We start from the raw sequence: 22,398 nt of genomic DNA, 5'->3' as shown, positions 1-22,398 counted from the left end.
TTCTTTCGTAACTATAAAATTTAATCAGGCTTATATCATGCCCTTTATATTACCAGCTAATGACCTGCAAAATGCTGAAGTTTGCCAACCAAAATTACCGAGATCCGTTTATAATTAAGAAGCGCTTCCATATTATATCATTCTTTTTGCTGAACCGTCAATTAGTGATTACAGGAGCCTGAAATGGAGGTCATGCATTATTTTGATCTAAAGCCGATTATTCTGATCTTTCAGCGATATAAAACTATATAGAAACATCACGTTTCTGATAACACGCTAAAGTAAAAAATATACCATGGCAAAGGTCGAAGTGGTAATGCCCCAAATGGGCGAATCGGTAATGGAAGGAACGGTTATTGAATGGTTAAAGAGTGTAGGAGATACCGTTGAGGTGGATGAAACCCTCCTTGAAATTGCCACTGATAAGGTGGATACCGAAGTCCCTTCGCCTGAGGCCGGCACACTTGTGGAAATCTTGGTTGAAGCCGATGAAACCGTAGAAGTGGGTCAACCTATTGCTATTATTGATACTGAAGGCGGAGAGCCCGAGTCATCATCTGAAAGCGGTGATGAAGAATCAAAAGAAGAAGTAGAAGAAGAGACAGAATCTGAAGAGCAGGAATCTGCCGAAGAAACCGACGATCAGCCTGAGGAAAAACCTGAGCCCTCAGAAGCATCGGCCACATCAAACGGCGCGGCTTCTACAGATAAGGATAAAGGTGAGGAAGGCGGTGAGCGTATTGAAGTTGTGATGCCTCAGATGGGTGAATCCGTGATGGAAGGCGAAGTGATCGAATGGATTAAAAGCGTGGGTGATTCTGTAGAGGTAGATGAACCGCTGCTTGAAATTGCCACCGATAAAGTAGACACGGAAGTACCGTCGCCCGAAGCCGGTACACTCGCAGAAATTCTCGTTGAAGCGGGTGATACAGTTGAAGTGGGTCAGCCCATCGCAATTATCGCAACGGGCAAAGCAGCATCTGGCGGTGGCGGGGCGTCGAAAAGTGACGGAGGAAGCAAAGAAAAATCTGAAAAGGCCGAAGCTAAATCCACAGAATCATCTTCAGAAGAAAAGCAGCCACCATCAGAAGGCAAAGGCTCCGAGCCACAGCGTATTGGAAGCGATGGACGATTCTTCTCTCCGCTTGTGCGATCCATCGCCAAAGAGGAAGGTATTTCACAAGAAGAGCTTGAATCTATTGAAGGCAGCGGTAAGGAAGGACGCGTTTCAAAAGAGGATGTTATGAACTATTTGGAAGACCGCAAAGCAGGAAAGGTTGAAAAACCAGCCGAAGAGAAAAGCACCGGTGGCCTTCAGAAACCGACATCCCAGCCACAGGCTCGTCAGGGGTCTGAAAGCGGCAAAATTTCTGCCGGTGAACTGAACGTCTCACGACCTCAAGAAAATGTAGAACGAATTAAAATGGACCGTATGCGCAAAATGATTGCGGAGCATATGGTTCGGTCCAAACAGACTTCAGCCCATGTTACCACATTCAGCGAAGTGGATGTGACCAACATCGTAAAATGGAGAAATAAGAATAAAGCAAAATTTCAGGATCAGACCGGCATCAAGCTAACCTTCACGCCAATCTTTATTGAGGCGTTTATTAAGGCAATCGGCGAATTCCCGCTGATCAACAGCTCTGTTGACGGTGATGAGATTATTCTGAAAAAAGATATCAACTTTGGCCTTGCCGTTGCTCTCGGTGAAGGCGGCCAGGGCGGCTTGATTGTTCCCGTTATCAAACAGGCCCAGGATAAAAACCTTGCAGGCATTGCAAAATCAGTAAGCGACCTAGCCGCAAAAGCACGTAATAAGGAGCTGAGCCCCGACGATCTTGTGGGTGGCACTATCACGCTGACAAACTACGGCAGTGTAGGCAACCTGATGGGAACCCCAATCATCAACCAACCTCAAGTTGCTATCTTGGGAACAGGCGTGATCGAAAAACGACCTGTGGTTCGCGAAACATCCGAAGGTGATGTGATTGCCATCCGGCATATGATGTTCCTGTCGATGAGCTATGATCACAGAATTATCGATGGTGCCCACGGCGGAGCTTTTACCACCCGCGTGAAAGAGCTCCTCGAAGATTTCGACCCTGATCGCGCTATCTGATCAGATTCACTAAATTTTTAAAAGGCGGGATTGAGAAAATCGGTCCCGCTTCTTTTTTCTCCACACTATGAGTAAAGACACAGTTTTTCCGGATCCTGCCGATACTCTTACCGTCTGTACGTCGGTTGATGAGCTGAAAAAAGCTATCCGCAACATTCGGGCCGGCAATCAAACCATTGGTTTTGTTCCAACAATGGGCGCCCTCCACGAAGGACATTTTTCACTGATTGATATTGCCAAACAAAAAACCGATGCGGTTATAGTGTCCATTTTTGTGAATCCGGCACAGTTTGGACCAAATGAGGATTTTGACAGCTATCCGAGACAACTTCAAGAGGATGTCGATGCATGCAAAAAAGCCGGCGTAGATATTGTCTTTGCCCCCGACCGCGATGAGATGTACGATGACTCGACTTACCTCTCCATCAAAATTGACACCCTGAACGACTATATGTGCGGGGCCAGCAGGCCCGGTTTTTTTGAAGGGATTCTTTTAATCGTCAATAAGCTCTTTAACTTGATTGAGCCCGATGTTGCCGTTTTTGGCCAAAAGGATATACAGCAGATACAGATCATTCGGCAGATGGTGAAGGAGTTTAATCACGGTGTTGAAATTGTAGCTGCACCCATCCAAAGAGCCAACGACGGACTTGCTCTGAGCAGCCGGAACACTTATTTAACGCGTGATCAGCGAACAGTAGCGCCCGGCTTGTTTAGATCGCTGCAATACATTGAGCAACAAATTATATCTGGTGTGAATGAGCCTAAGCTTCTCATTGAACATCAGAAAGATGAGCTTGAAGCAAAAGGGTTCGAAATTGATTATCTTAACGTGTTTACGGAAAAAACGCTCAGTCCGGTAACAACGTTATCAAAGGATGAGCGTTACATCCTCGCCGGCGCGGCTTATCTCGGCAAAACCCGGCTGATCGACAATATCTTGATTGAATTATAAGCGACACTGATTATGAAACTGACGATGTTTAAATCAAAGCTGCACCAGATGCGGGTCACCGAAGCCAACCTGATGTACGAGGGAAGCATCACGATTGATGAAGATCTGCTTGAAATGGCCAATATCTTGCCCTATGAAAAAGTGCAGGTCGTAAACATCACGAATGGATCCCGCCTTGAAACCTATACCATTCCCGGTGAGAGAGGTAGCCGGATCTGCTGTATGAATGGTGCCGCCGCCCGCCTGACACAGGTTGACGATCGTGTAATTGTGATGGCCTATGCCGAAATGGAGCCCGAAGAAGCAAGAGAGCATCAGCCTACCGTTGTTGTGGTAGACGAAGAGAACAACCCGAAAGATATTCTGGACAATGTGACGCACGGACAGAAATATGGGCTGGAAAATGGCCTGGTCGAAGAGAACTGAGATTTCTTTGGTGTGAACTATTTGATTGATTGAGAAAAATCTTCTCCTTTGGCAAGTAAGTTTATAGTTGCAGATTCTGGACATATTTTAAATTCCATCTCAGGAATTTTTAACTTTTGCATATGATTATCTGTAAAGCATGTTTTTAGTAGAACCTGAATTTATTTTTGAACTTCTCACTTTAAGGGTGGGCAAAAAAGCAACTCCCGGACAATTATCCACCCCATAAAAGGGTTTTTATATTTGATCAAGTATACGTGTGAAAACATCTATTTCTGTAATTGTTTTCTTACACATTGGATAGTAAATCAATATTTCACATTTTTAATCATATTGCATCCACATTCTTCAAAAAGCTGGTAATAATTATGCGTTCAATAAAAATTGATATTATCAATGATAAGGCCATGAATCTGTTGCGGGATTTGGAAAAACTGAAACTGATTCGATTGCGTGAGGACAAGAAAGAGCGTAACGTGACTTCAAGGGATTGGAGTAAATACAAAGGAGCTATGACTAAACAGCCTTTGAATGAGATTGATCAACAATTAAAAGAATTACGTAACGAATGGGAGTAAAATATCTATGGGATACCCATACCGTTATTTACTATCTTCAGCAACAGTTTCCTCCATCATCTGAGAAATTTATTGATAAAATTTTGGATCAGTCTGAACCGGCTATCTCAGCCATTACCGAAATTGAATTACTCTGCTGGAACGCGCCTAAAGAAAATGATATGGTCGTAATCCAAAACTTTATAGATGACTCTCTCGTATTTGAACTTGAAAAAAACATCAAGTTAGAGACTGCAAAGGTTCGGAAAGCTTCAAAAATCAAGCTACCAGATGCAATCATTGCCGCAACAGCTATTTTATATGATCTTACTCTTCTAACGAGGAATGTCAGTGATTTTAAGAATATTAACCAGCTTAATTTGATCAATCCGCATAAACAGTAAATCTTCATTAAAGAAAAGCCATCTTTGACTATCATCCGCTATAGGTTATATCCCTTCATTCTACTTGGGTATGCTTAAGCGAAATTTTAAATGGGTTCTTACGACAACTCTGCCATATCGGAGCAGAATCTTAGGTTGACGTATCCGCAACTCTGCCAAATACTCACTCTGTTCGCGGTCCTGCAGGTTGCTTATTGAAACGCAATTTTCCGTTTGGCAGATGCTTTTTTACATTGCAAGAAAATCAGGCCGTGGGTGATGTCCTAACCAAACTCCACCCAATCCAAAGTGTGCCCCCCACAATCGCCGCTGTTGCAACAAACGGGATTCCAAAATAGACGGCAAAGAGCGCGCCGCCCCAGGTTGGGCCGATCATTCGGCCGAGACCCGACATTCCCTGGGCTGTTCCCATCACGGCGCCCACATGTTCCTCTTCGGCTTCCTGGGAAATCAGGCTGGTGATAGTTGGCGTGTTGAGGCTTTTACCAACCGCCATTAAACAAAGCGCCATCGCAAGCTGAAATGTATCGGCAGCAAGGGGAATTGATGCCAAACCGAGTATCATCAAAACGTTGCCAACAAGAAAAATCTTCTCCTCGGCAAAACGGTTAGTCAGCGGTTTGATGAGAAACCCCTGGATGATGACGGCCACAATCCCGATGTAAAAAAACTGAATACCAACCTGCTCTGCTGTGAGATTCAGCTCCTGTTCTGCAAACAGCGGAAAGGCGCTGTAGAGGCTCGACTCACCAAACGACAGCAGGAAGAATCCGATAATCAGCGGAATCAAAAAGCCGCGGGAGGTCGTACTTTTTTGCTTTGATAGCTGTCGCCAAAAGCGGGGCGTAAACACACTTGGGCGACTCATTCCTGCAGGCTTCTCCTTTGATGTATCCACGGTTTCGGGAAGCTTCAGGAGCACCATCAAAAAGCTGCAAAAACTCAGGAAAGCGGCGAAGAATCCCGGCAAGGCAAATTTATTTGTTCGCATCCAGTCGGCAAACTCAATCAACCCGATACTCCCCACAAAATCGTGAAATGAGGAGTGAATCAGCAGCGTAGCAGATGCCGGGCCTACTACAAAGCCAATCCCGAATGCGGCTCCGATCAAACCCATCCCTTTTGCACGATTCTCCTTGTCGGTCACATCGGCGATATAGGCTTGTGCAGTTGAGATGTTGCCACCCATTACGCCGGCAATGATACGGGAGAAGAACAGGACGCCCAATGTTTCCGCAAGGCCAAAGATAATGTACGCCAGAACAGCACCAAATGTGCTCAACAGCATGATCGGGCGGCGGCCAATCCTATCGGACAAACTTCCCCAGATTGGCGAAAAGATGAGCTGCATAAACGAATAGACGCTGTAGAGCAGCCCGATCGTTACAGCGGAGGCGGCAAATTCCTGCGCGTAAAACGGAAGCAGCGGCAACACGATCCCAAACCCGAGCAGGTCTATCATCACCACTAAAAATACAGTCGCAAGAGCCGGTTTATTCATGAATTTGGTCGGGGATTGAAAGACTGACTAAGATAGGTGCTTTCAATGAACATTTCATGAACTCAATTTGTGTTTTGACGAAGTCTCTTTTTCCAGAAATTACTTGTATGCACTGTTTACCCTTTGTTCGAAGCCATTGTATAGTTCTTCCTGATGTTCCGACGGAAATACCTGTGTCATCAAAACAACCGAGCTGTTCCTTGCGGGATCAATCCAGAAGTGGGTTTGAAAGAGTCCGCCCCATTGAAGCCTGCCCGGCTGCCGCATATTAATCAGCTCGCCATCCGGAAGTGTGACACAAAAACCGTAGCTGAACCCATCCCGGCCAAGGCGAATGTCATCAATTTGACTTTCCATCAGCCATTGTGCCGTCTCATCACTGAAAATTCTTGTACCACCAAAGGCACCGCCATTCAGGATGGTCTGCAGAAAAACCTGGTAATCTTGCACCGTCCCCATCAGGCCTGAGCCTCCTGAAAAATAAGTAATCTCGGGAAGCTGTTCGCTATCCATGTCCAATGAATCCGATCCTTCAATAGAAAGCCGGGAAACCCTTGAAAGAGTGTTTTCGTCCGGATTTCTGTAGAGCGCCACAATCTCATCCTGCATCTCTGCCGGGATATTGAATCCAGTACTGTCCATTCCCAGCGGTTCAAAAATTTCATCGAGGAAAAATTGATCAAGAGGCTTGCCTGATGCTATCTCCACAACGCGGCCGAGCACATCCGTACTCAAGCCATATGTCCAGTTTATACCCGGCTCATGTTTAAGCGGCAAATCTGCCAGTGCCGGCATCGTTTCTGCAATTGTTCGGCCGTCCATAACCGTTCCGTCAGGCACATTGCCTTTGGTATAAATTGCGCCCAGCTGTTCATCGATAAATCCATACGCAATGCCTGATGTATGCGTGAGCAAGTGATGAATGGTGACCGGTGTATCAACCGGCTCAGATGACCACGTAGTATCGGCCATGTCTACGCTGCCAAGCACACGAATATCAGAAAATTCTGGAATGTAGTCCGCTACCGGATCATTAACGCTTAGCGAATCCCATTCGGCAAGCATCAGAACAGCAACCGACGTTACCGGTTTTGTCATGGATGCCAGCCTAAAAATGTGATCCGTTTCCATATCTTCACCTTCCTCAATATCTGCCATGCCAACCGCTTGGTTATACACGATGGCTCCGTCTTTCACGATCATCGCCACAGCGCCTGGAATTTTGTTTGAATCAACGGCAGCTTGTAAAAATTCTGTAACGGCCTGTAGAGAATCGGCATAGACTCCGGCTTCAGCTGGGTCAGCTGTATCAAACGACAAATGCGATGGCTGATCGCTGGTTGTGCTGCATCCATATATCACAATCAATAATAGAAGCGTACTTAAGAAGCGTTTCATAAAGTGGCAGGATTTATCGTTTAGGTTGGTCCGGAAAGTATAGTGGAAATGAATCATAAAAGCAGAATTTTCATTCACTGTGTCGATTTCACAGGAAACCGTGGAGAATAGCATCGGAACAATTTCTTTGTTATGGGTACAAACATCCTGCTATCAAATTAATATATTGCAGAGATTTGAACCCCAAAGAATAATACCAATGAAAAAGCACTTACTTCCGGCTTTTCTGATGTTGATGCTGACTATACTATCCTCTTGTGCTGCATTGCGCGATGCTGCAGACATCCAGGAACCGACCGTCCGATTTTCTAACATGTCTATCCAAACGATAAACTTCGACGGAGTCACACTCCTGTTCGATTTTGATGTGACGAACCCGAATCGGCTCGACGTTTCTGCCAACAGATACAACTACGAATTTTTCATCAATGGCCAGTCGTTTATTTCAGGAACGCAGGAAGAACGACTTGAAATTGGCAGGGAATCCACCTCCACGGTCCAGGTGCCGGTATCTATGACGTTTTCAAACCTGTATGAATCATTTCGATCAGTCCTGCGTCAGGACTCCGTCTCATACCGGATGGATACCGCCGTTTCATTTTCACTTCCTGTGATCGGCTCCCGAACCGTACCGGTGCAGGCCGAAGGTGTACTTCCTATCCCAAAAATACCCCGTATTCAGTTTGGAGATTTTGAAATGAAACGCCTCTCATTTTCAGGAGCAGAAATTGAATTATCATTCCGTGTAAGCAATCCAAATGCGTTTGGCATTACCCTTGCCGGAGCCGATTATGCTCTCCAGGTAAACGGAAAAGAGTGGCTGGACACACGGCTCGGCGAATCAATCCGGGTAGACGGTTCTGACACGAGAGAGATTACGATCCCGGTGCAGCTCAGTGCATCTCAAATGGGATCTGCACTCGTTGAAATGATGGGTGGACGAAAAGAGTTTGAGTATAGACTGACAGGTCAGGCTCGCGTTTCAGCTGACCTCGAAGGATTTACAGAAGAACAGAGCGTTCCCTTCGATCTCGAAGGCATATTTAATATTGATGACTTTTAACACCCGGCAATTCAAGATTTAGGCATATTTTACTGTTTAGCCGTAGTTTACCTTTGTTAACATATTATGAATTACATCATTTAATCAATTCTAAATCTTTTAAATTTAAAATATAAAGCTTCATATGATATTAAGGAATCAACTACTCTTACTTATCACACTTTTTTTTGGTGTGGTGGCTAGTTCATGTCAGACAAATAGCGACTCACTGTATGTTCAATATTTTGCTGAACCGGGTGAACCCACTGAGATTATTCAAACCGAAGAACACTCCGTATTCGTGGAAAATGTTGTGGAGGGACTTGGCGTGCCATGGGGAGTTGCGTTTTTGCCCAACGGATCTGTTCTGATCACTGAAAGAGATGGCACCGTTCGCATTGTTGAAGATGGAATGTTGAGGGATCAGCCGCTCTCGGGAACACCTGAAGTAGTTGCCGAAGGCCAGGGAGGAATGTTTGATCTCGCCCTTCATCCTGATTATGAGGATAACGGATGGATTTACCTGAGCTTTGCCAAGCCGGGACCTGATGGCGGAACCGTCACATCACTAGAGCGTATGCGGCTTGATGGTTACGAGCTTGTCGACAGGGAAGAGATTTATACCGGGAATGAATTCACGAGCATTGGCCGCCACTTCGGAGGCAGAATTGCCTTTGGCGGTGATGGCTACCTCTATTTTACAATCGGTGACCGGGGTGAAAGAAATAAGGCCCAGGATTTGTCGCTTTCAAACGGCAACGTGTTCCGGTTCAATCCTGACGGGAGTATACCTGATGACAACCCCTTTGTGGGCGAAAACGGACTTGATGAAATTTATTCGTATGGACATCGGAATATCCAGGGGATGGCCGTTCACCCGGAAACAGGTGAAATCTGGACCAACGAACACGGCGCACGAGGTGGTGACGAGCTTAACAACCCACAAATGGGTAATAACTACGGCTGGCCGGAAATTACACACGGCGTTAATTATGACGGTACAGAAATCACGCCTGACACGGCAAAAGCAGGTATGGAACAGCCCGTGATGCACTGGACACCGTCAATCGCCCCTTCGGGTATGGCCTTTGTCACAGGCAACCGCTACCCGAACTGGACAGGCGACATTATGAATGGAGCTCTTAAATTTCAACTGATCTCTCGTGTTGTGATTGAAGATGGCGAATACGTTCATGAAGAGCGATTCCTTGATGGAATAGGCAGAATCAGGGAAGTTGAGATGGGGCCTGATGGTTACATCTACTTTACCAATGAGTCGGAAGGGACTCTTAGCAGAATCGTGCCTGTGGAATAATAAACTGATAGATATTTTTTAAATCTATTGAACCCGGTCGGATCATTGCTGTCCGGGTTTTTTATGGCTATACTATACCTTATTTGAAGAAATTATATCTAATTATTGTCTGGAAGACCGTTATCATGTCATCCTAAATCTGTCAGGTTTGAAGTATTAGTTACTTTAAGTAAGTTGAAATCTCAAAAATCTGACAGGTTTTATTCAACATTTATCGTTAGCTAAATGCCCTCCTTTTAATCCAGTTCTTTAACCGCCTTAGATAACTCCTGCAAAGATTTTTTCGCATCCCCAAAGAACATCTGGTTTTTATCACTGTAAAAGAGTTCGTTGTCGATGCCGGCATATCCCGGGCTGAGGCTCCGCTTAAAAATTATTGTGCGCTTGGCTTCATCAACATTTAGAATTGGCATGCCGTAAATCGGGCTTCCGGGTGAGGTTTTAGCAGCGGGATTTACCACATCATTTGCTCCAATTACCAGAACTACATCTGTATTTTTAAACTGCGGGTTGATTTCATCCATATCATACAGCTGGTCATACGGAACGTCAGCTTCAGCCAGCAGCACGTTCATGTGCCCCGGCATTCGTCCCGCAACCGGGTGAATGCCATACGCAACCTCGACACCTTTTTCTTCAAGCAAATTGGCTACTTCTTTCAATACGTGCTGAGCCTGCGCTACGGCAAGTCCGTAGCCAGGTACAATAATCACTTTATTGGCGTAAGAACATTGAATGGCAACATCATCAGCAAATGTCTTTTGAACCGATTTATCACTGTCACCTGTATCGCCGGGCCCGCCCTCGTCACCGCCTCCAAATGCGCCAAACAGTACATTGACCAATGACCGATTCATGGCTTTGCACATCACGTTGGTGAGGATCAAGCCAGCGGCTCCCACAAGCGCACCACTGATGATTAGCAAATTGTTACCTAATACAAATCCGGCCATAGATGCTGCAATTCCCGAATATGAATTCAACAATGAAATTACAACAGGCATATCAGCCCCGCCAATGGGCAGAACCGTGAGCACGCCAATCAGCAGCGCAAGCCCGAACAGCGACCAAAACACCACCTGGTAAGCAGGGTCAATCGTAAACCAGCCGACCAGGCCGAGTGCTACAGCCGTCAGCACCAGGTTTATTATATTCTGTCCCGGCAGTGCAATGCGTCCGCCGTCAATAAACCCTTTGAGTTTGCCAAAGGCGATAAAGCTACCGGTAAACGTGATGGACCCGATAAGAATACTCAGCCCGGTGGTTATCAAGCCGTCTACTGCAATGAGTGTCGGGTCAACCCGGGCAAACTCACCCCAGGCTACCAGCGCTGACGCTCCGCCACCAAACCCGTTGAAAATAGCAACCATTTCGGGCATGGCGGTCATTTGCACTTTTTTGGCCGCAACAATACCAATAAGAGCGCCGATAACAACACCTGCAATGATAAGCTCAAAACTGATAATTTCCTGGTCGAAAAGCGTCACGGCTACTCCAATCAGCATCCCAAAAGACGCCATCTGGTTTCCTGAGCGGGCCGTTGCCGGTGACCCAAGGCGTTTAATTCCTACGATAAAAAAACCTGTCGCCAGCAAGTAGAAAAGCTGGATAATATTTGGGAGTGCAGATTGAATTGCTTCCGGTAAAAATTGACTCATCAGTTATCCTCCTTTTTCTTGAACATCTCCAGCATACGGTCGGTCACCATAAATCCGCCCACCACATTTATGGTGGCAAACACAATAGCTGCGAATCCGATCCACTGTGCATACGGCGAGTCGGAACCGCCTGTGATAATCAATGCACCAATAAGGGTGATACCGGAAATGGCATTTGCACCCGACATCAGGGGTGTATGAAGTGTTGGAGGCACTTTCGTTATCAGCTCAAACCCCACGAATGAGGCGAGCACGAATATGAAAAGGTTAAATATCAGATCTTCCATAGATGTTTATCGTGAGTCTTGGGTTATATGAGTGACCGGGTATGACCGGCCGGCGACGTGGCAGACATCGTATCAAAAAAATATAAGCGAAATCATTGCCGGGCATCAGAGTACATGGTTGGTTTTTTCCGCTACATGTTCTCCTTCACAAATGGAGAGATGAGCTCTCCTTCATGCGTTACGGTAGTGTTGACAATGATCTCATCATCAAAATTAAAATTGGGTTTTCCGTCTTCCAGCAACAGATCAAGAAGCGACAGCAGGTTTTTCGAATAGAGTTTACTCGCGTGATACGCCAGCATCGACGGCATATTAAGCGGCCCCAAAATGAGTACGCCTTTATGATTTACTGTTTCGCCGGGCTTTGTAAGCTCACAGTTTCCGCCCTGTTCTGCGGCTATATCAACAATCACAGAGCCGGCCTGCATATCGTCCACCATCTCTTTTGGAATGAGCTTAGGCGCCGGGCGGCCGGGAACGAGTGCTGTTGTAATAACGATATCGGATTTCGCGACATGTTCGTGAACCAGCTTCTGCTGTTTCTCCCTATCGCTTTCGGTTTGTTCTTTGGCGTAGCCGCTTTTTGTTTCTGATGATTCATCCGCGTCATCTTCGGATTCAGCTTCCACAAATTTCGCACCCAGACTTTCCACCTGTTCTTTTACGGCCGGACGAATATCAAACGCTTCGACAACGGCCCCAAGGCGCTTGGCTGTTGCGATTGCCTGGAGACCTGCTACGCCGGCACCGAGCACTAACACTTTGGCCGGAGGAATTGTCCCTGCGGCAGTCATCATCATCGGGAGATACTTGTCGAGCGTATTGGCGCCAAGCAATGCGGCTTTATAACCTGCGATGTTGCTCATAGACGATAGCGCATCCATAGACTGTGCCCGGCTGATCCTTGGCACGGTATCCATAGCCAGTCCTGAAATCTTATTCTTCTTCAGGACCTCCACATAATCTTCGTTCTGAAGCGGCCATATAAAGCTGATGAGCACACTGCCCTCTTTCATTTTACCGAGATCCTCAGCGGCGGGAGCCTGAACAGCTAACAAAATGTCGCAATCGGTTAATACCTTTGTACGATCGTTAACAATTTCAGCACCTGCATCAGTATAATCATCATCAGAATAACTGGATGCTGTACCTGCCCCGGATTCAATGATAATATCCTGACCGGTATCTTTTAATTTTTTTACCCCTTCCGGTGTAAGAGCTACCCGGCTTTCATTTTTACCCGTTTCTTTACAAACCCCAATCATGTAATTATTTCCTCCAACATAAGAATTTCCATAAACTTATAGATTTTTAGGATGTTTGCAATATAAACTTTCCCATGGAAACGGTTCCATCAAAAGAAATAAGAAAAATGTTATCCAAAAGCTATATAACCGATAGACAAGATTGACTAAATAGAGCCATAAAATTTGTTACCTTTAGCCAAAATAAATAAACAAACTATACACGCATGAAAGATATTGAAGGAAAGACATTTGACGTTATTGTCATCGGCAGCGGCCCTGCAGGTTTCACTGCAGCACTTTACGCAGCACGGGCTGACCTGAAGCCACTTGTTTTTGAAGGACCTGAGCCCGGCGGACAGCTCATGCAAACAACTGATGTAGATAATTTTCCAGGCTATCCCGAAGGTGTAATGGGGCCAAAAATGATGGACGATTTCAGGGAGCAGGCTAAACGCTTTGGTGCCGATTGCCGCTATGGATTTGTAAATAATATAGAGTTTGGCGAACTGCCATATAAACTCACTGTTGATGAGGAAACCACTGTGTTTGCAAATTCTATAATCATTGCCACAGGAGCCTCTGCAAAATGGCTTGGAATTGAAAGTGAGCAAAAACTGCGCGGTAAAGGTGTGAGCGCCTGTGCCACATGCGACGGGGCATTTTTCCGAAATGAGCACGTTGTGATTGTAGGCGGGGGAGATACCGCCATGGAAGAAGCCACATTCCTAACTAAGTTCGCCAGCAAAGTGTCGGTCATTCACCGGCGCGAAGAACTACGTGCGTCCAAAGCGATGCAGAACCGCGCGTTTAATAACGAAAAGATTGAATTTATCTGGAATTCAGAACTGGTTGAAGTTCTTGGAGATAAAGTCGTTGAAGGTGTAAAAATAAAGAATACCGAGACTGAAGAAGAGTCTGTCCTTGATGATGTTACCGGCGTATTTATTGCAATCGGCCACAAGCCCAATACCGACCTGTTCAAAGACGTTCTTACGATGGATGATGTAGGTTATATCCAAACCAAAGGGCAATCTACCGAAACCGATCTGCCGGGCATTTTTGCCAGCGGAGATGCAATGGATCCCATTTATCGCCAGGCCGTTACCGCTGCCGGAACAGGATGCCGCGCCGCCCTTGACGCCGAACGATTCCTGGCCGAAGCTGAGAGCGAAGAAGCTATTGCGCAGTCGCACTGGAAATAGTACCGCGGCGTCGCTGACCCGCGGATGAGCCCAAGCCTGCATCAATATTGAATTTCAGGCTGTATTCTCAGTTTTATCACACTCTGTACTTAATTCTTTTTCTGTTTTTCAATAATATCCAATGGCTTGAGCTCCGTTCAGAAGAGTTCCTCAATTATATCCAAGAATCCTTATCTCACCCGTCAGACGAAAAAGACAATCGTCAGACGGGGCCCTCATCTGTATGCTGTTTCTGCTTCATAGGAGTTCCTGCGGGACAGGCTGACGAGTTCAATGGCTTTTTCATAAACATGGCATGTCTATTGCTATTGAAACGCTTGGATCCAGTTATAAAACTTGCTTAGGCAACCGAGTGCAGATCCCTTCCGAGACATGCCATGTTTGGCTGACCGAGGAGCCTCAACCTACCTGCCCGTCAGACGAAAAAGACAATCGTCAGACGGGGATTATTAAGACGGATCTAAAATATTATCAATCCGCTCTGAAATATCCTGCAGATGAATTCGGGTCATCCAGTCGGGTGTACTCCCGACTGAATCATCTATTTGATCACCCAGAATTCGCAGCTCATCACGAAGCATTGGTTTGATGTCGCTAATATTCACATCTGAGCCATCGCTTTCCATAAGGCCGCGAACTGCATCTATATACGTACGTTGCAAATTTCTGCGATAAGGATCAATCGTTTCGCTACCAGCAAGTTCACTCCAGATTCCGATTCGCACATCCTCAAGCATTTCAGCAAGGGTATACGCCTCGTCTCCGCGAAACGATTCGCCTTCAATAATCCTGTTCATTCGCTCAGGTTCCATCACCTCAGACAGATGTCGACCCTGCAGCCGCTTGATCCGCTCAATAGCGCCGGCGTGTTCAATATTTCTCAGAATGCTCTCTTCAAGCAGCCAGTAAGGGGTTGTAAACGCATGATCAACCATAAACTGCATCGATTCTTCCTGCACTTCCTTGGGAACCGGCCTGAAGACGCGGCCATCCTGGTCAGATGTAATGCGTTCGAGGTACACGCCGCCGATATTGGTAATTACATGTCCCACATACCGGCTCCACTGTCCTATCAGCTCACCGTAAAGCTCCTCAAGGTCATCATAATCCTTACCCGGTGCTGTTGTCCACTCAACAAGATTCGGGGTAACCGCCTTCAGATTCATCATGCCGTACGTTGAGGCCATAACAGGATCGTCAGAAAGTGCCTCTCGCTGCGCTGACGGGTCGTACCCGGTGGATGTGCCAAAGCGATACATCGGATCGTCTTGTTTTTCGAGAATCCACTGGTCGAGCGTCGGGATTTCCTCTTCGGCTGTCTCTGCACCAGGGATTACGCGGTAACCCCAATTCACGGAATATTTGTCGTACGGCCCGATTTTCCTGATGAATCGCTCTACACCATCACCGGGCTGGGCAATGTAATTTTGCCTTGCATAGTCCATCACCGACGCCGACACACCGTATTCCTCGGTAAATGTTGGCGACCGCAATGAATCAACCGGGTAAGACGAGTTTGCTTTCATATTGTGAGGCAAACCGATTGCGTGGCCAATTTCGTGAGCTATAACTTGGCGGATTGCTGTTCCAAGGTACTCTTCATCAATTGGAAGCGATCGCGCATCGGAATTAGCAGCGCCCGTTTCCAGCATCAAACGGTTACGGTATGAGCGGATGTGATTATGATACCAGATAATATCACTGGCAATAATTTCACCGGTCCGGGGATCGGTTGTACTTGGGCCAACGGCATTCCGGGTGGTGTTGGCGATCCATCTCACCATGTTGTACCGAATATCTTCCGGCTCAAAATTGGGATCTTCCTCTTCAGTAGGGGGAAGCTTGGCCTGGATGGCGTTTTTAAAACCGGCCTCCTCGAACGCCACATTCCAGTCTTCCACACCGTTAATCACATTTTGGCGATATCTTTCAGGCGTTGCCGGATCCAGGTAATAAATGATAGGTTTCACAGGCTCAACCAGTTCGCCACGAGCATACGCTTCGGGATTGGACGGCTCAAGTTTCCAACGGCGAATAAGCGTTCTCGTATCCGCTTTTTGTGCATCTGAACTGAAATTTAATTGGTTGACGGTAAAATAGCCCACACGGTAATCGGCGTGACGTGGCATCATCGGCTCTTTTGGAAGCAGAATCATGCTCTGGTTCATCAGAACAGAAATAGTGTTTGTTCCCCGGGCTGATGGCGACTCCATCGCTTCGTATGTCATTACGTGGCGGGCTTCCACATTCTGGGGATATGTCCGGACAGTATCAATATAACTTCGGTTACTGTCGAGGCGGCGTACCTGGTAAATATTCCGCAGAAAACCGACTAACCCTGTTATAGCCGGCACATCGTTTTCAAAGAAGTCGTTGATTTGTATGACAGATGTAGTACTATCTGGCCCTCGCGCCTCAATATCAAACGTAGCGATGATGGGTTCATAATTATTAGCCTGTACAGATTTATAAATCGGGAGTGTGTCTGCTGCAACGCTGTTATAGGAGCGCTGCCGGATGTTGATCTTATCTTTCGTTTTTTCGAAAGCAAATACCTGTTCTGCCGTCTTGCTTCCGCTGCTGATGAACCCAAAAAAGTTGCCAGGCACTTTTGCCACGCGGCTCACCATCAGAAAATCTCGCCCAATAAGGGAGTCAGGAATCTCGTAGTAAATCTTGTCATCAACATAATGAACATCCAGCACGCCCTCAGTCGTTACTGCATCGCCGGTAATGACGCTGCTGTAACTGTTTGATGAAGGGCCGGACGATCGGACCGGGCCATCACTCGAAGCCGTACGGAACAGGCTGCAAGACGTTAGAAAGATCAGAGGCAATAAAAGAAAAGGCAGAAAACGACTCATAAAATAAATTTCTGAATGATGGATTGTGTGATATTATCAATAGTGATTATTGCAATTCAATTGGGACGGATCTTTTATGGTCTGTCTCAGTATTAACTGCGTAAAACATGTTACACCTTTAGCATGTTGCAAACGACTTGCTCAAAGAAATAAAAGTTACGAACTGCAGACTTTAAAATATTGCAAAACTTTCCTGTTTCGGTATTAAGCATTGTGGTCACATTTTTTGATCATCATGCCCCACTCGCACATTTGGAACTACCATTCCGGCGCTATCTATTATCGGGTGAACTTTGTATCATTCAGTCTTAATTAAGATCACTTTTTTATGAGCAAACCGAACGTAATCGTCGCATTTGGCGGTGTGTCACCTGAACATGAAGTTTCAGTATTAACGGCCATGCAGGTGCTTGCCGCCCTTGAAGATTCTTCATACCGGGCGATCCCCCTATACATTTCAAAATCGGGTCAGTGGTACACAGGAGAGATTCTGCGCGATCTAAAAAACTACAAGGATTTAAATAAACTTACGGCCACCGCTTCGCCTTGCGTCTTCACCCGGCTTAGCGACGGACGCCCTGTGCTTAAAACCTTGGTATCAGGCATTTTTTCGCGTTCCGAAGAAGTCCCGATCTACGCGGTGCTTCCGGCCTTTCACGGATCAGCCGGCGAAAACGGATCATTCCAGGGCATCTGCGAAGTTTACAACATTCCATATACCGGCAGCGGTGTGATGGGGTCCGCTATCGGTATGAACAAAGTCATTGCTAAACAGCTCTGTAAATCGGCGGGCATTCCCGTGGTGAATGGCATCAGTTTTAGTGAAAATCGCTGGGTGGACGAGCGTGATCAGATTTTAGGACAGATTAAAGAGCTCGGAGAATCCGCAATAGTGAAGCCTGTGTCTCTCGGCAGCAGCATCGGCGTTGAAATTGTAAAAAATACAGAGGAAGCAGAAACAGCTATTGAAACAGCTTTTCGCTATGATTCCCACCTGATGGTTGAACAAGCAATTACCCCCCTTGTTGAAATCAATTGCTCTGTTCTCGGAACACCTGAAAAGAATCGCGTAAGCGTTTGTGAGCGTCCCATGGGCCGGGAAGAGCTTTTAAGCTTTGCCGATAAATATCAGCAGGATGAGGGCGCTAAGGGTATGGCTTCCGCCGACCGGGTCATCCCTGCCGATATTGCCCCTGAATTGGCCGAAAGCATTCAGGATACGGCAAAAAAAGTTTTTTCGACGATACAGGCATCCGGCCTGGCACGGCTTGACTTTCTTGTGGATGGCGAGACGAATCAGTTTTATTTTAATGAGATAAACACCATCCCGGGCTCATTCTCATTTTACCTGTGGAAAGAGAGCAACATCAGCTTCAATAATCTGATGGAGGAACTGCTTAGCATTGCTGTTGATCAGCATCAGAAAAAAAATGGGCGGGTCCAAAGCTATGAAACAAACTTACTTAGCCAGAAAGCCGTTAAAGGAATGAAAGGACTAAAAACCTCAAAATAATTGATGAACACACTCAATCGATACTACAGCCTGTTTCTCATAACAACTTTTACTTTTTTGGCAGCCTGTGGTTCAGGTGAGCAGGTTCGGGTTGTTGATGATTCCCCGCAAAACATCGCCCAAAGAGGGCCTGCAAAAGCCGACACTGTCGAGACCTTCATGCAGCTTAACGTGGGTTTAATAGAACCCGTGGATAACATGGACCCGCTCTTTATCAACAATCTTAGTTCCAAACGGGTGCTCTCGCTTATTTACGATGGATTATTCACTGTTGATGAAAGCGGCAGCGTCACACAGGCCATTGCAAGAAATGTCACTGTTTCCGACGACAGCCTTTCATATACATTTAATATCAATACCGATATTTTTTACCACGATAGTGACGTTTTTATCAGCGGCATCGGGCGGCGTGTTCAGGCGGCAGACATCAAGTGGGCGTTTGAAAGAACAGCGCGGGCAACCGTTCCTGATAATGCATCTGAACTTCTTATGAATGTAGAAGGATACCAGGATTACTTTGAAGATCAGCGCTACATCTATGATTCCGAGAGACGGGCAATCGAAGGTGTGTCCGGAATTCAGGTTGTCAATTCACAGACAGTGCGCTTCCGCCTGATTGAACCAGATCCGAATTTCACAAAAAAGCTTGCGTCTCCCTATCTCGCCATCTATCCGCGCGAAGCACTTCAAATACAAGGTAAAACTCTTAAAACATCCCCGGTAGGTACCGGTGCATTGCGGTTCCAGGAGCGAAACGACAATACACTCATTTTAATCCGTGATGAGTCCCGTTCAAACGGGAAACGCCTCTCATCACCACGCCTCAACAGAATAGATTTCACTTACTTTCCCCGGGAAAGCCAGCTCTTTCAGGCATTTGCCGCAAACGATCTGGACTGGATTCCAGAAATTGGCCCTGAAACAAAACGCGTTGCCCTGGAAGGCAATAATTCGCTCTCCCCCGGATATAACAGCCAGTACACTCTCCATCAAAATGGCGAGCGACGCGTACACGTCTATTTTAATGACACCCGGCGGGCAAACATGGCCTGGCTTAAAAACCGGCTATCGGCCGTCACACTCGATTCTATAGCTACCTCGGGAGATCTATCGATCCCCAATCCGATTGAGGCAGCAGATTCAGCTGGCAGAGGCGCCGACGAGCAATATTATGTTACATATACAACTGACCCCTATGCACGGATGTTACTAACCAGCATCCAGCAAAAATACATGGTACCCGATTCAGAATTTGCTCTGACTGATATCAGAACACCCATCTCAAGAACCGCAGTTTATACGTTTTCGAATGATACATACCACAACAAATTATCTCCCTTAAAATCAGGTGCATGGCTGCAGATGGTCACTTCCGGATACGGACTCTCACATTTGAGCGTGAGCGGAATCCCGGATACAGATATAGCGTGGAAATTGTTTGTTGAAAACATCACCGTAAATGAAGAACAAACGGGTACTCCATGAAACTCGGCATTCTTGCCAATCCTGAAAAATATTCTATAAAAGACCCTCTTCAGCAGGTTCTTCACTGGTGTGATGAGAACGGACACACAGTGTTTCTATCCTCTGCTTTTGCCGATTCGGTTGCCGGTATTTCTTTTAACGATACCGTAAAGCTGATGACATCCGAAGAAAAGTGTGTTGTAGAAGCAGATTTTATCATCGCGATTGGAGGGGATGGCACGATGCTTCACGCCGCGCGATATGTTAAACACTCGAATGCACCCGTACTGGGTATTAATACCGGGCGTTTGGGATTCATGGCCAACGTGCAGCCCAATCAGATTACGGAGGCGTTAACCGACCTGGCTGAGGGACAGTTTGAAATTGAAGAACGCGCCATGCTTCATGCCGCCACGAAAGACGGTGATGAGTTTAATGCACTTAACGAATTCCTGTTTACCAAAAAAGATACGTCATCGATGGTAAGCCTCAGGGCCGACTACGATGGCACGCTATTAAACCGGTTTTGGGCCGATGGGCTGCTCATTTCGACGCCCACAGGCTCCACAGCCTACAATTTGTCTGCCGGCGGACCCATTGTGATGCCCGGAACACCAGTGATGATAGTGACCCCCATCAACCCGCATACGCTTACAACACGGCCGCTGGTATTGCCGTCAGACAAAAAACTCGTAATAGAAGTTGAAGAACGGCCCGACCACATCTTATTTTCATCTGACGGCCGTATGTTTGATAAAGCCATCACGACAGTAGAAATACAAAAAAGCCGGCTAAGCATTGGGTTGGTGATGCTCAAAAACCAGACGTATTTTGAGACATTACGAAATAAGCTGATGTGGGGACTCGACAACCGGCGGGGACGAGATGGCCAGTCAGATGACTAATTTTTTTAAATCGAACCAACAACCTAAAAAAACGAACAAATGAAAGTAACTGTAGTAGGAGCTGGCGGAAATGTAGGATCTACCGTGGCGCTCAGCGTCGCACAACGCGATTTCGCAAAAGAAGTCGTAATGGTAGATATCGAGAAGAAAGAGGACGATAAAACGTTTTATCCTTCAAAAGGCCGTGCGCTGGATCAATGGGAGTCATCACCAATTCATGGATTCGACACCCGCCTGAACGGAACCGTTGATTATGAAGACACCGCAAATTCAGATGTTTGTGTGATTACAGCAGGAGTGCCGCGCCGGCCGGGAATGAGCCGTGATGATCTTCTTGAAATAAATGCAAAAATTGTGGATAAGGTAGCCACGGAGCTCGTGAAACACTCTCCCGATACCATCATGATTATTGTATCGAACCCACTTGACGTGATGACATATGTGGCTCACGCCTCATCAGGCCTGGATGATACCAAAGTTATGGGAATGGCCGGGATCCTTGACACGGCACGCTACCGTGCATTTCTTGCAGAAGAGCTCAATGTATCACCTAAAGACATCCAGGCGCTGCTGATGGGTGGCCACGGAGATACAATGGTGCCGCTGCCGCGATACACTACAGTAGCCGGAATCCCGGTCACACAGCTGATTGATGAAAGCAAGCTGGACGATATTGTAGCCCGCACCAAAAAAGGCGGTGGCGAGATTGTTGGCCTGATGGGAACCTCAGCCTGGTATGCCCCCGGAGCTGCAGCCGCGCAAATGGTCGAAGCCATCATGCTCGACCAAAACCGTATTTTTCCGTGTGCCGTAAAACCAAACGGCCAATACGGAATTGATGATATTTTCATCGGCCTGCCCGTTAAACTGGGACACGGTGGCATCAAAGAGATCATTGAGGTTGATTTAGACGAAAAAGAACGCGATCTTTTAGATGAATCAGCTGATGCAGTCCGCTCCACGATGGACGACTTCAAGAAGCTGATGAATAACTAAATCGCAAACAAATGAAGACTGGTTCTTCACTACTTGCACTTAACCCCGCATCGGACTCCGATTCGGGGTTTTTTTATTTTTGGTCTCCCAATCCAACCTCCGGACGTCCGAAGCGAATGCGGAGGATCCCCGAAGCGTTGGGTGGTGGCGCACCAGTTTGAGCTAAGTATGAATAGATTTATGACCTGAGTTCGATTGTAAATCGGGGCAAGAATACTCCCCTCCTGTGTAAGGAGGGGCAGGGGGTGGTAGCTTTAGGTTTCGAGCTCAAATTAGACTCAAAAAATACTGTTATTCCAGGGATGGCCAAGGCAAAACCACCCCTTCATGCCAGCTGGCGGATCCCTTCGGGAAAATCCCTTCTTTGAGAAAGGAGTGGACTTTTTGACCACATTCAATGAGATTAATAATCGAACTCAGGTTTATAAGCTTTTTGCAAAAGTGCCAGCCTCATCAACCCGCCACGATTGGAGGTCCGCCAGCCGAGTCTGTTGCACAACTCCGGGTTGGAAAAACTCATGGTTTCCAAAGGAATCGGCTGA

18 protein-coding genes are annotated in these 22,398 nt (G+C 46.6%); 12 read left to right on the top strand and 6 right to left on the bottom strand.

Going from position 1 to position 22,398, the window contains the following annotated elements:
- Positions 1–295: 295 nt before the first annotated feature.
- The 5 genes from sucB (at position 296) to AABW11_RS03250 (ending at position 4,464) form a co-directional block, all read left to right on the top strand.
- Positions 296–2,122 (top strand): 2-oxoglutarate dehydrogenase, E2 component, dihydrolipoamide succinyltransferase, encoded by a 1,827-nt coding sequence (gene sucB, locus AABW11_RS03270; protein ID WP_340103340.1) that lies wholly within the window; start codon positions 296–298, stop codon positions 2,120–2,122.
- A gap of 67 nt (positions 2,123–2,189) precedes the next feature.
- Entirely contained in the window at positions 2,190–3,077 is an 888-nt protein-coding gene (panC, locus tag AABW11_RS03265; protein ID WP_340103339.1) for a pantoate--beta-alanine ligase, read from the top strand.
- Between the two features lie 12 nt (positions 3,078–3,089).
- Complete coding sequence (panD, locus tag AABW11_RS03260) at positions 3,090–3,503, top strand: aspartate 1-decarboxylase (RefSeq protein WP_445263734.1); 414 nt, start codon at positions 3,090–3,092, stop codon at positions 3,501–3,503.
- Positions 3,504–3,871: 368 nt separating this feature from the next.
- Positions 3,872–4,081 (top strand): hypothetical protein, encoded by a 210-nt coding sequence (locus AABW11_RS03255; RefSeq protein WP_340103337.1) that lies wholly within the window; start codon positions 3,872–3,874, stop codon positions 4,079–4,081.
- Positions 4,072–4,464 carry a type II toxin-antitoxin system VapC family toxin gene (locus AABW11_RS03250; protein ID WP_340103336.1) on the top strand — a complete coding sequence of 131 codons (393 nt, stop codon included), beginning with the start codon at positions 4,072–4,074 and terminating at the stop codon, positions 4,462–4,464. The genes AABW11_RS03255 and AABW11_RS03250 overlap by 10 nt, the downstream gene beginning before the upstream one ends.
- A 244-nt stretch (positions 4,465–4,708) precedes the next feature.
- On the opposite strand, the gene AABW11_RS03245 is transcribed toward AABW11_RS03250, so the two are convergent.
- Together AABW11_RS03245 and AABW11_RS03240 are read right to left on the bottom strand one after the other, a co-directional pair.
- Positions 4,709–5,965, bottom strand: a complete 1,257-nt coding sequence (locus tag AABW11_RS03245; protein WP_340103335.1) for an MFS transporter — start codon at positions 5,963–5,965, stop codon at positions 4,709–4,711.
- Positions 5,966–6,064: 99 nt separating this feature from the next.
- Entirely contained in the window at positions 6,065–7,363 is a 1,299-nt protein-coding gene (locus tag AABW11_RS03240; protein WP_340103334.1) for a serine hydrolase domain-containing protein, read from the bottom strand.
- A gap of 199 nt (positions 7,364–7,562) precedes the next feature.
- Between AABW11_RS03240 and AABW11_RS03235 the strand changes: the two genes are divergently transcribed.
- Positions 7,563–8,426 carry an LEA type 2 family protein gene (locus tag AABW11_RS03235; protein WP_340103333.1) on the top strand — a complete coding sequence of 288 codons (864 nt, stop codon included), beginning with the start codon at positions 7,563–7,565 and terminating at the stop codon, positions 8,424–8,426.
- 124 nt (positions 8,427–8,550) lie between these two features.
- Positions 8,551–9,720 carry a PQQ-dependent sugar dehydrogenase gene (locus AABW11_RS03230; protein WP_340103332.1) on the top strand — a complete coding sequence of 390 codons (1,170 nt, stop codon included), beginning with the start codon at positions 8,551–8,553 and terminating at the stop codon, positions 9,718–9,720.
- Between the two features lie 236 nt (positions 9,721–9,956).
- On the opposite strand, the gene AABW11_RS03225 is transcribed toward AABW11_RS03230, so the two are convergent.
- The 3 genes from AABW11_RS03225 to AABW11_RS03215 form a co-directional block, all read right to left on the bottom strand.
- Positions 9,957–11,378 (bottom strand): NAD(P)(+) transhydrogenase (Re/Si-specific) subunit beta, encoded by a 1,422-nt coding sequence (locus AABW11_RS03225; RefSeq protein ID WP_340103331.1) that lies wholly within the window; start codon positions 11,376–11,378, stop codon positions 9,957–9,959.
- The gene (locus AABW11_RS03220) at positions 11,378–11,665 is read right to left on the bottom strand and encodes an NAD(P) transhydrogenase subunit alpha (protein WP_340103330.1); all 288 of its coding nucleotides are present in this window, start codon (positions 11,663–11,665) and stop codon (positions 11,378–11,380) included. Before AABW11_RS03220 ends, AABW11_RS03225 begins: the two co-directional genes overlap by 1 nt.
- 131 nt (positions 11,666–11,796) lie before the next feature.
- On the bottom strand, positions 11,797–12,930 hold the full coding sequence (locus AABW11_RS03215; protein WP_340103329.1) for a Re/Si-specific NAD(P)(+) transhydrogenase subunit alpha: 1,134 nt from the start codon (positions 12,928–12,930) through the stop codon (positions 11,797–11,799).
- 206 nt (positions 12,931–13,136) lie between these two features.
- Between AABW11_RS03215 and trxB the strand changes: the two genes are divergently transcribed.
- Positions 13,137–14,114, top strand: coding sequence for a thioredoxin-disulfide reductase (trxB, locus tag AABW11_RS03210; RefSeq protein WP_340103328.1), 978 nt, complete (start codon positions 13,137–13,139; stop codon positions 14,112–14,114).
- Between the two features lie 449 nt (positions 14,115–14,563).
- On the opposite strand, the gene AABW11_RS03205 is transcribed toward trxB, so the two are convergent.
- The gene (locus AABW11_RS03205) at positions 14,564–16,978 is read right to left on the bottom strand and encodes a zinc-dependent metalloprotease (RefSeq protein WP_340103327.1); all 2,415 of its coding nucleotides are present in this window, start codon (positions 16,976–16,978) and stop codon (positions 14,564–14,566) included.
- A 328-nt stretch (positions 16,979–17,306) separates the two neighbouring features.
- On the opposite strand from AABW11_RS03205, the gene AABW11_RS03200 reads away from it, so the two are divergent.
- Genes AABW11_RS03200 through mdh form a run of 4 tightly spaced genes read left to right on the top strand, consistent with a single transcriptional unit; the run spans position 17,307 to position 21,856 of the window.
- Complete coding sequence (locus AABW11_RS03200) at positions 17,307–18,491, top strand: D-alanine--D-alanine ligase (RefSeq protein ID WP_340103326.1); 1,185 nt, start codon at positions 17,307–17,309, stop codon at positions 18,489–18,491.
- 3 nt (positions 18,492–18,494) lie between these two features.
- Positions 18,495–19,976: an ABC transporter substrate-binding protein gene (locus AABW11_RS03195; RefSeq protein ID WP_340103325.1), complete on the top strand. Its 1,482-nt coding sequence runs from the start codon at positions 18,495–18,497 to the stop codon at positions 19,974–19,976.
- A complete protein-coding gene (locus AABW11_RS03190) occupies positions 19,973–20,860 on the top strand; it encodes an NAD(+)/NADH kinase (protein ID WP_340103324.1) in 888 nt (295 codons plus the stop codon). The genes AABW11_RS03195 and AABW11_RS03190 overlap by 4 nt, the downstream gene beginning before the upstream one ends.
- Before the next feature lie 39 nt (positions 20,861–20,899).
- The gene (gene mdh / locus AABW11_RS03185; RefSeq protein ID WP_340103323.1) at positions 20,900–21,856 is read left to right on the top strand and encodes a malate dehydrogenase; all 957 of its coding nucleotides are present in this window, start codon (positions 20,900–20,902) and stop codon (positions 21,854–21,856) included.
- Positions 21,857–22,398 lie beyond the last annotated feature (542 nt).

The organism is Rhodohalobacter sp. 8-1 (assembly GCF_038150125.1).
Classification (GTDB): domain Bacteria; phylum Bacteroidota; class Rhodothermia; order Balneolales; family Balneolaceae; genus SW132.
Note: the sequence above shows the minus strand (reverse complement) of the source record. Positions and strands in the feature narration are given on the sequence as shown.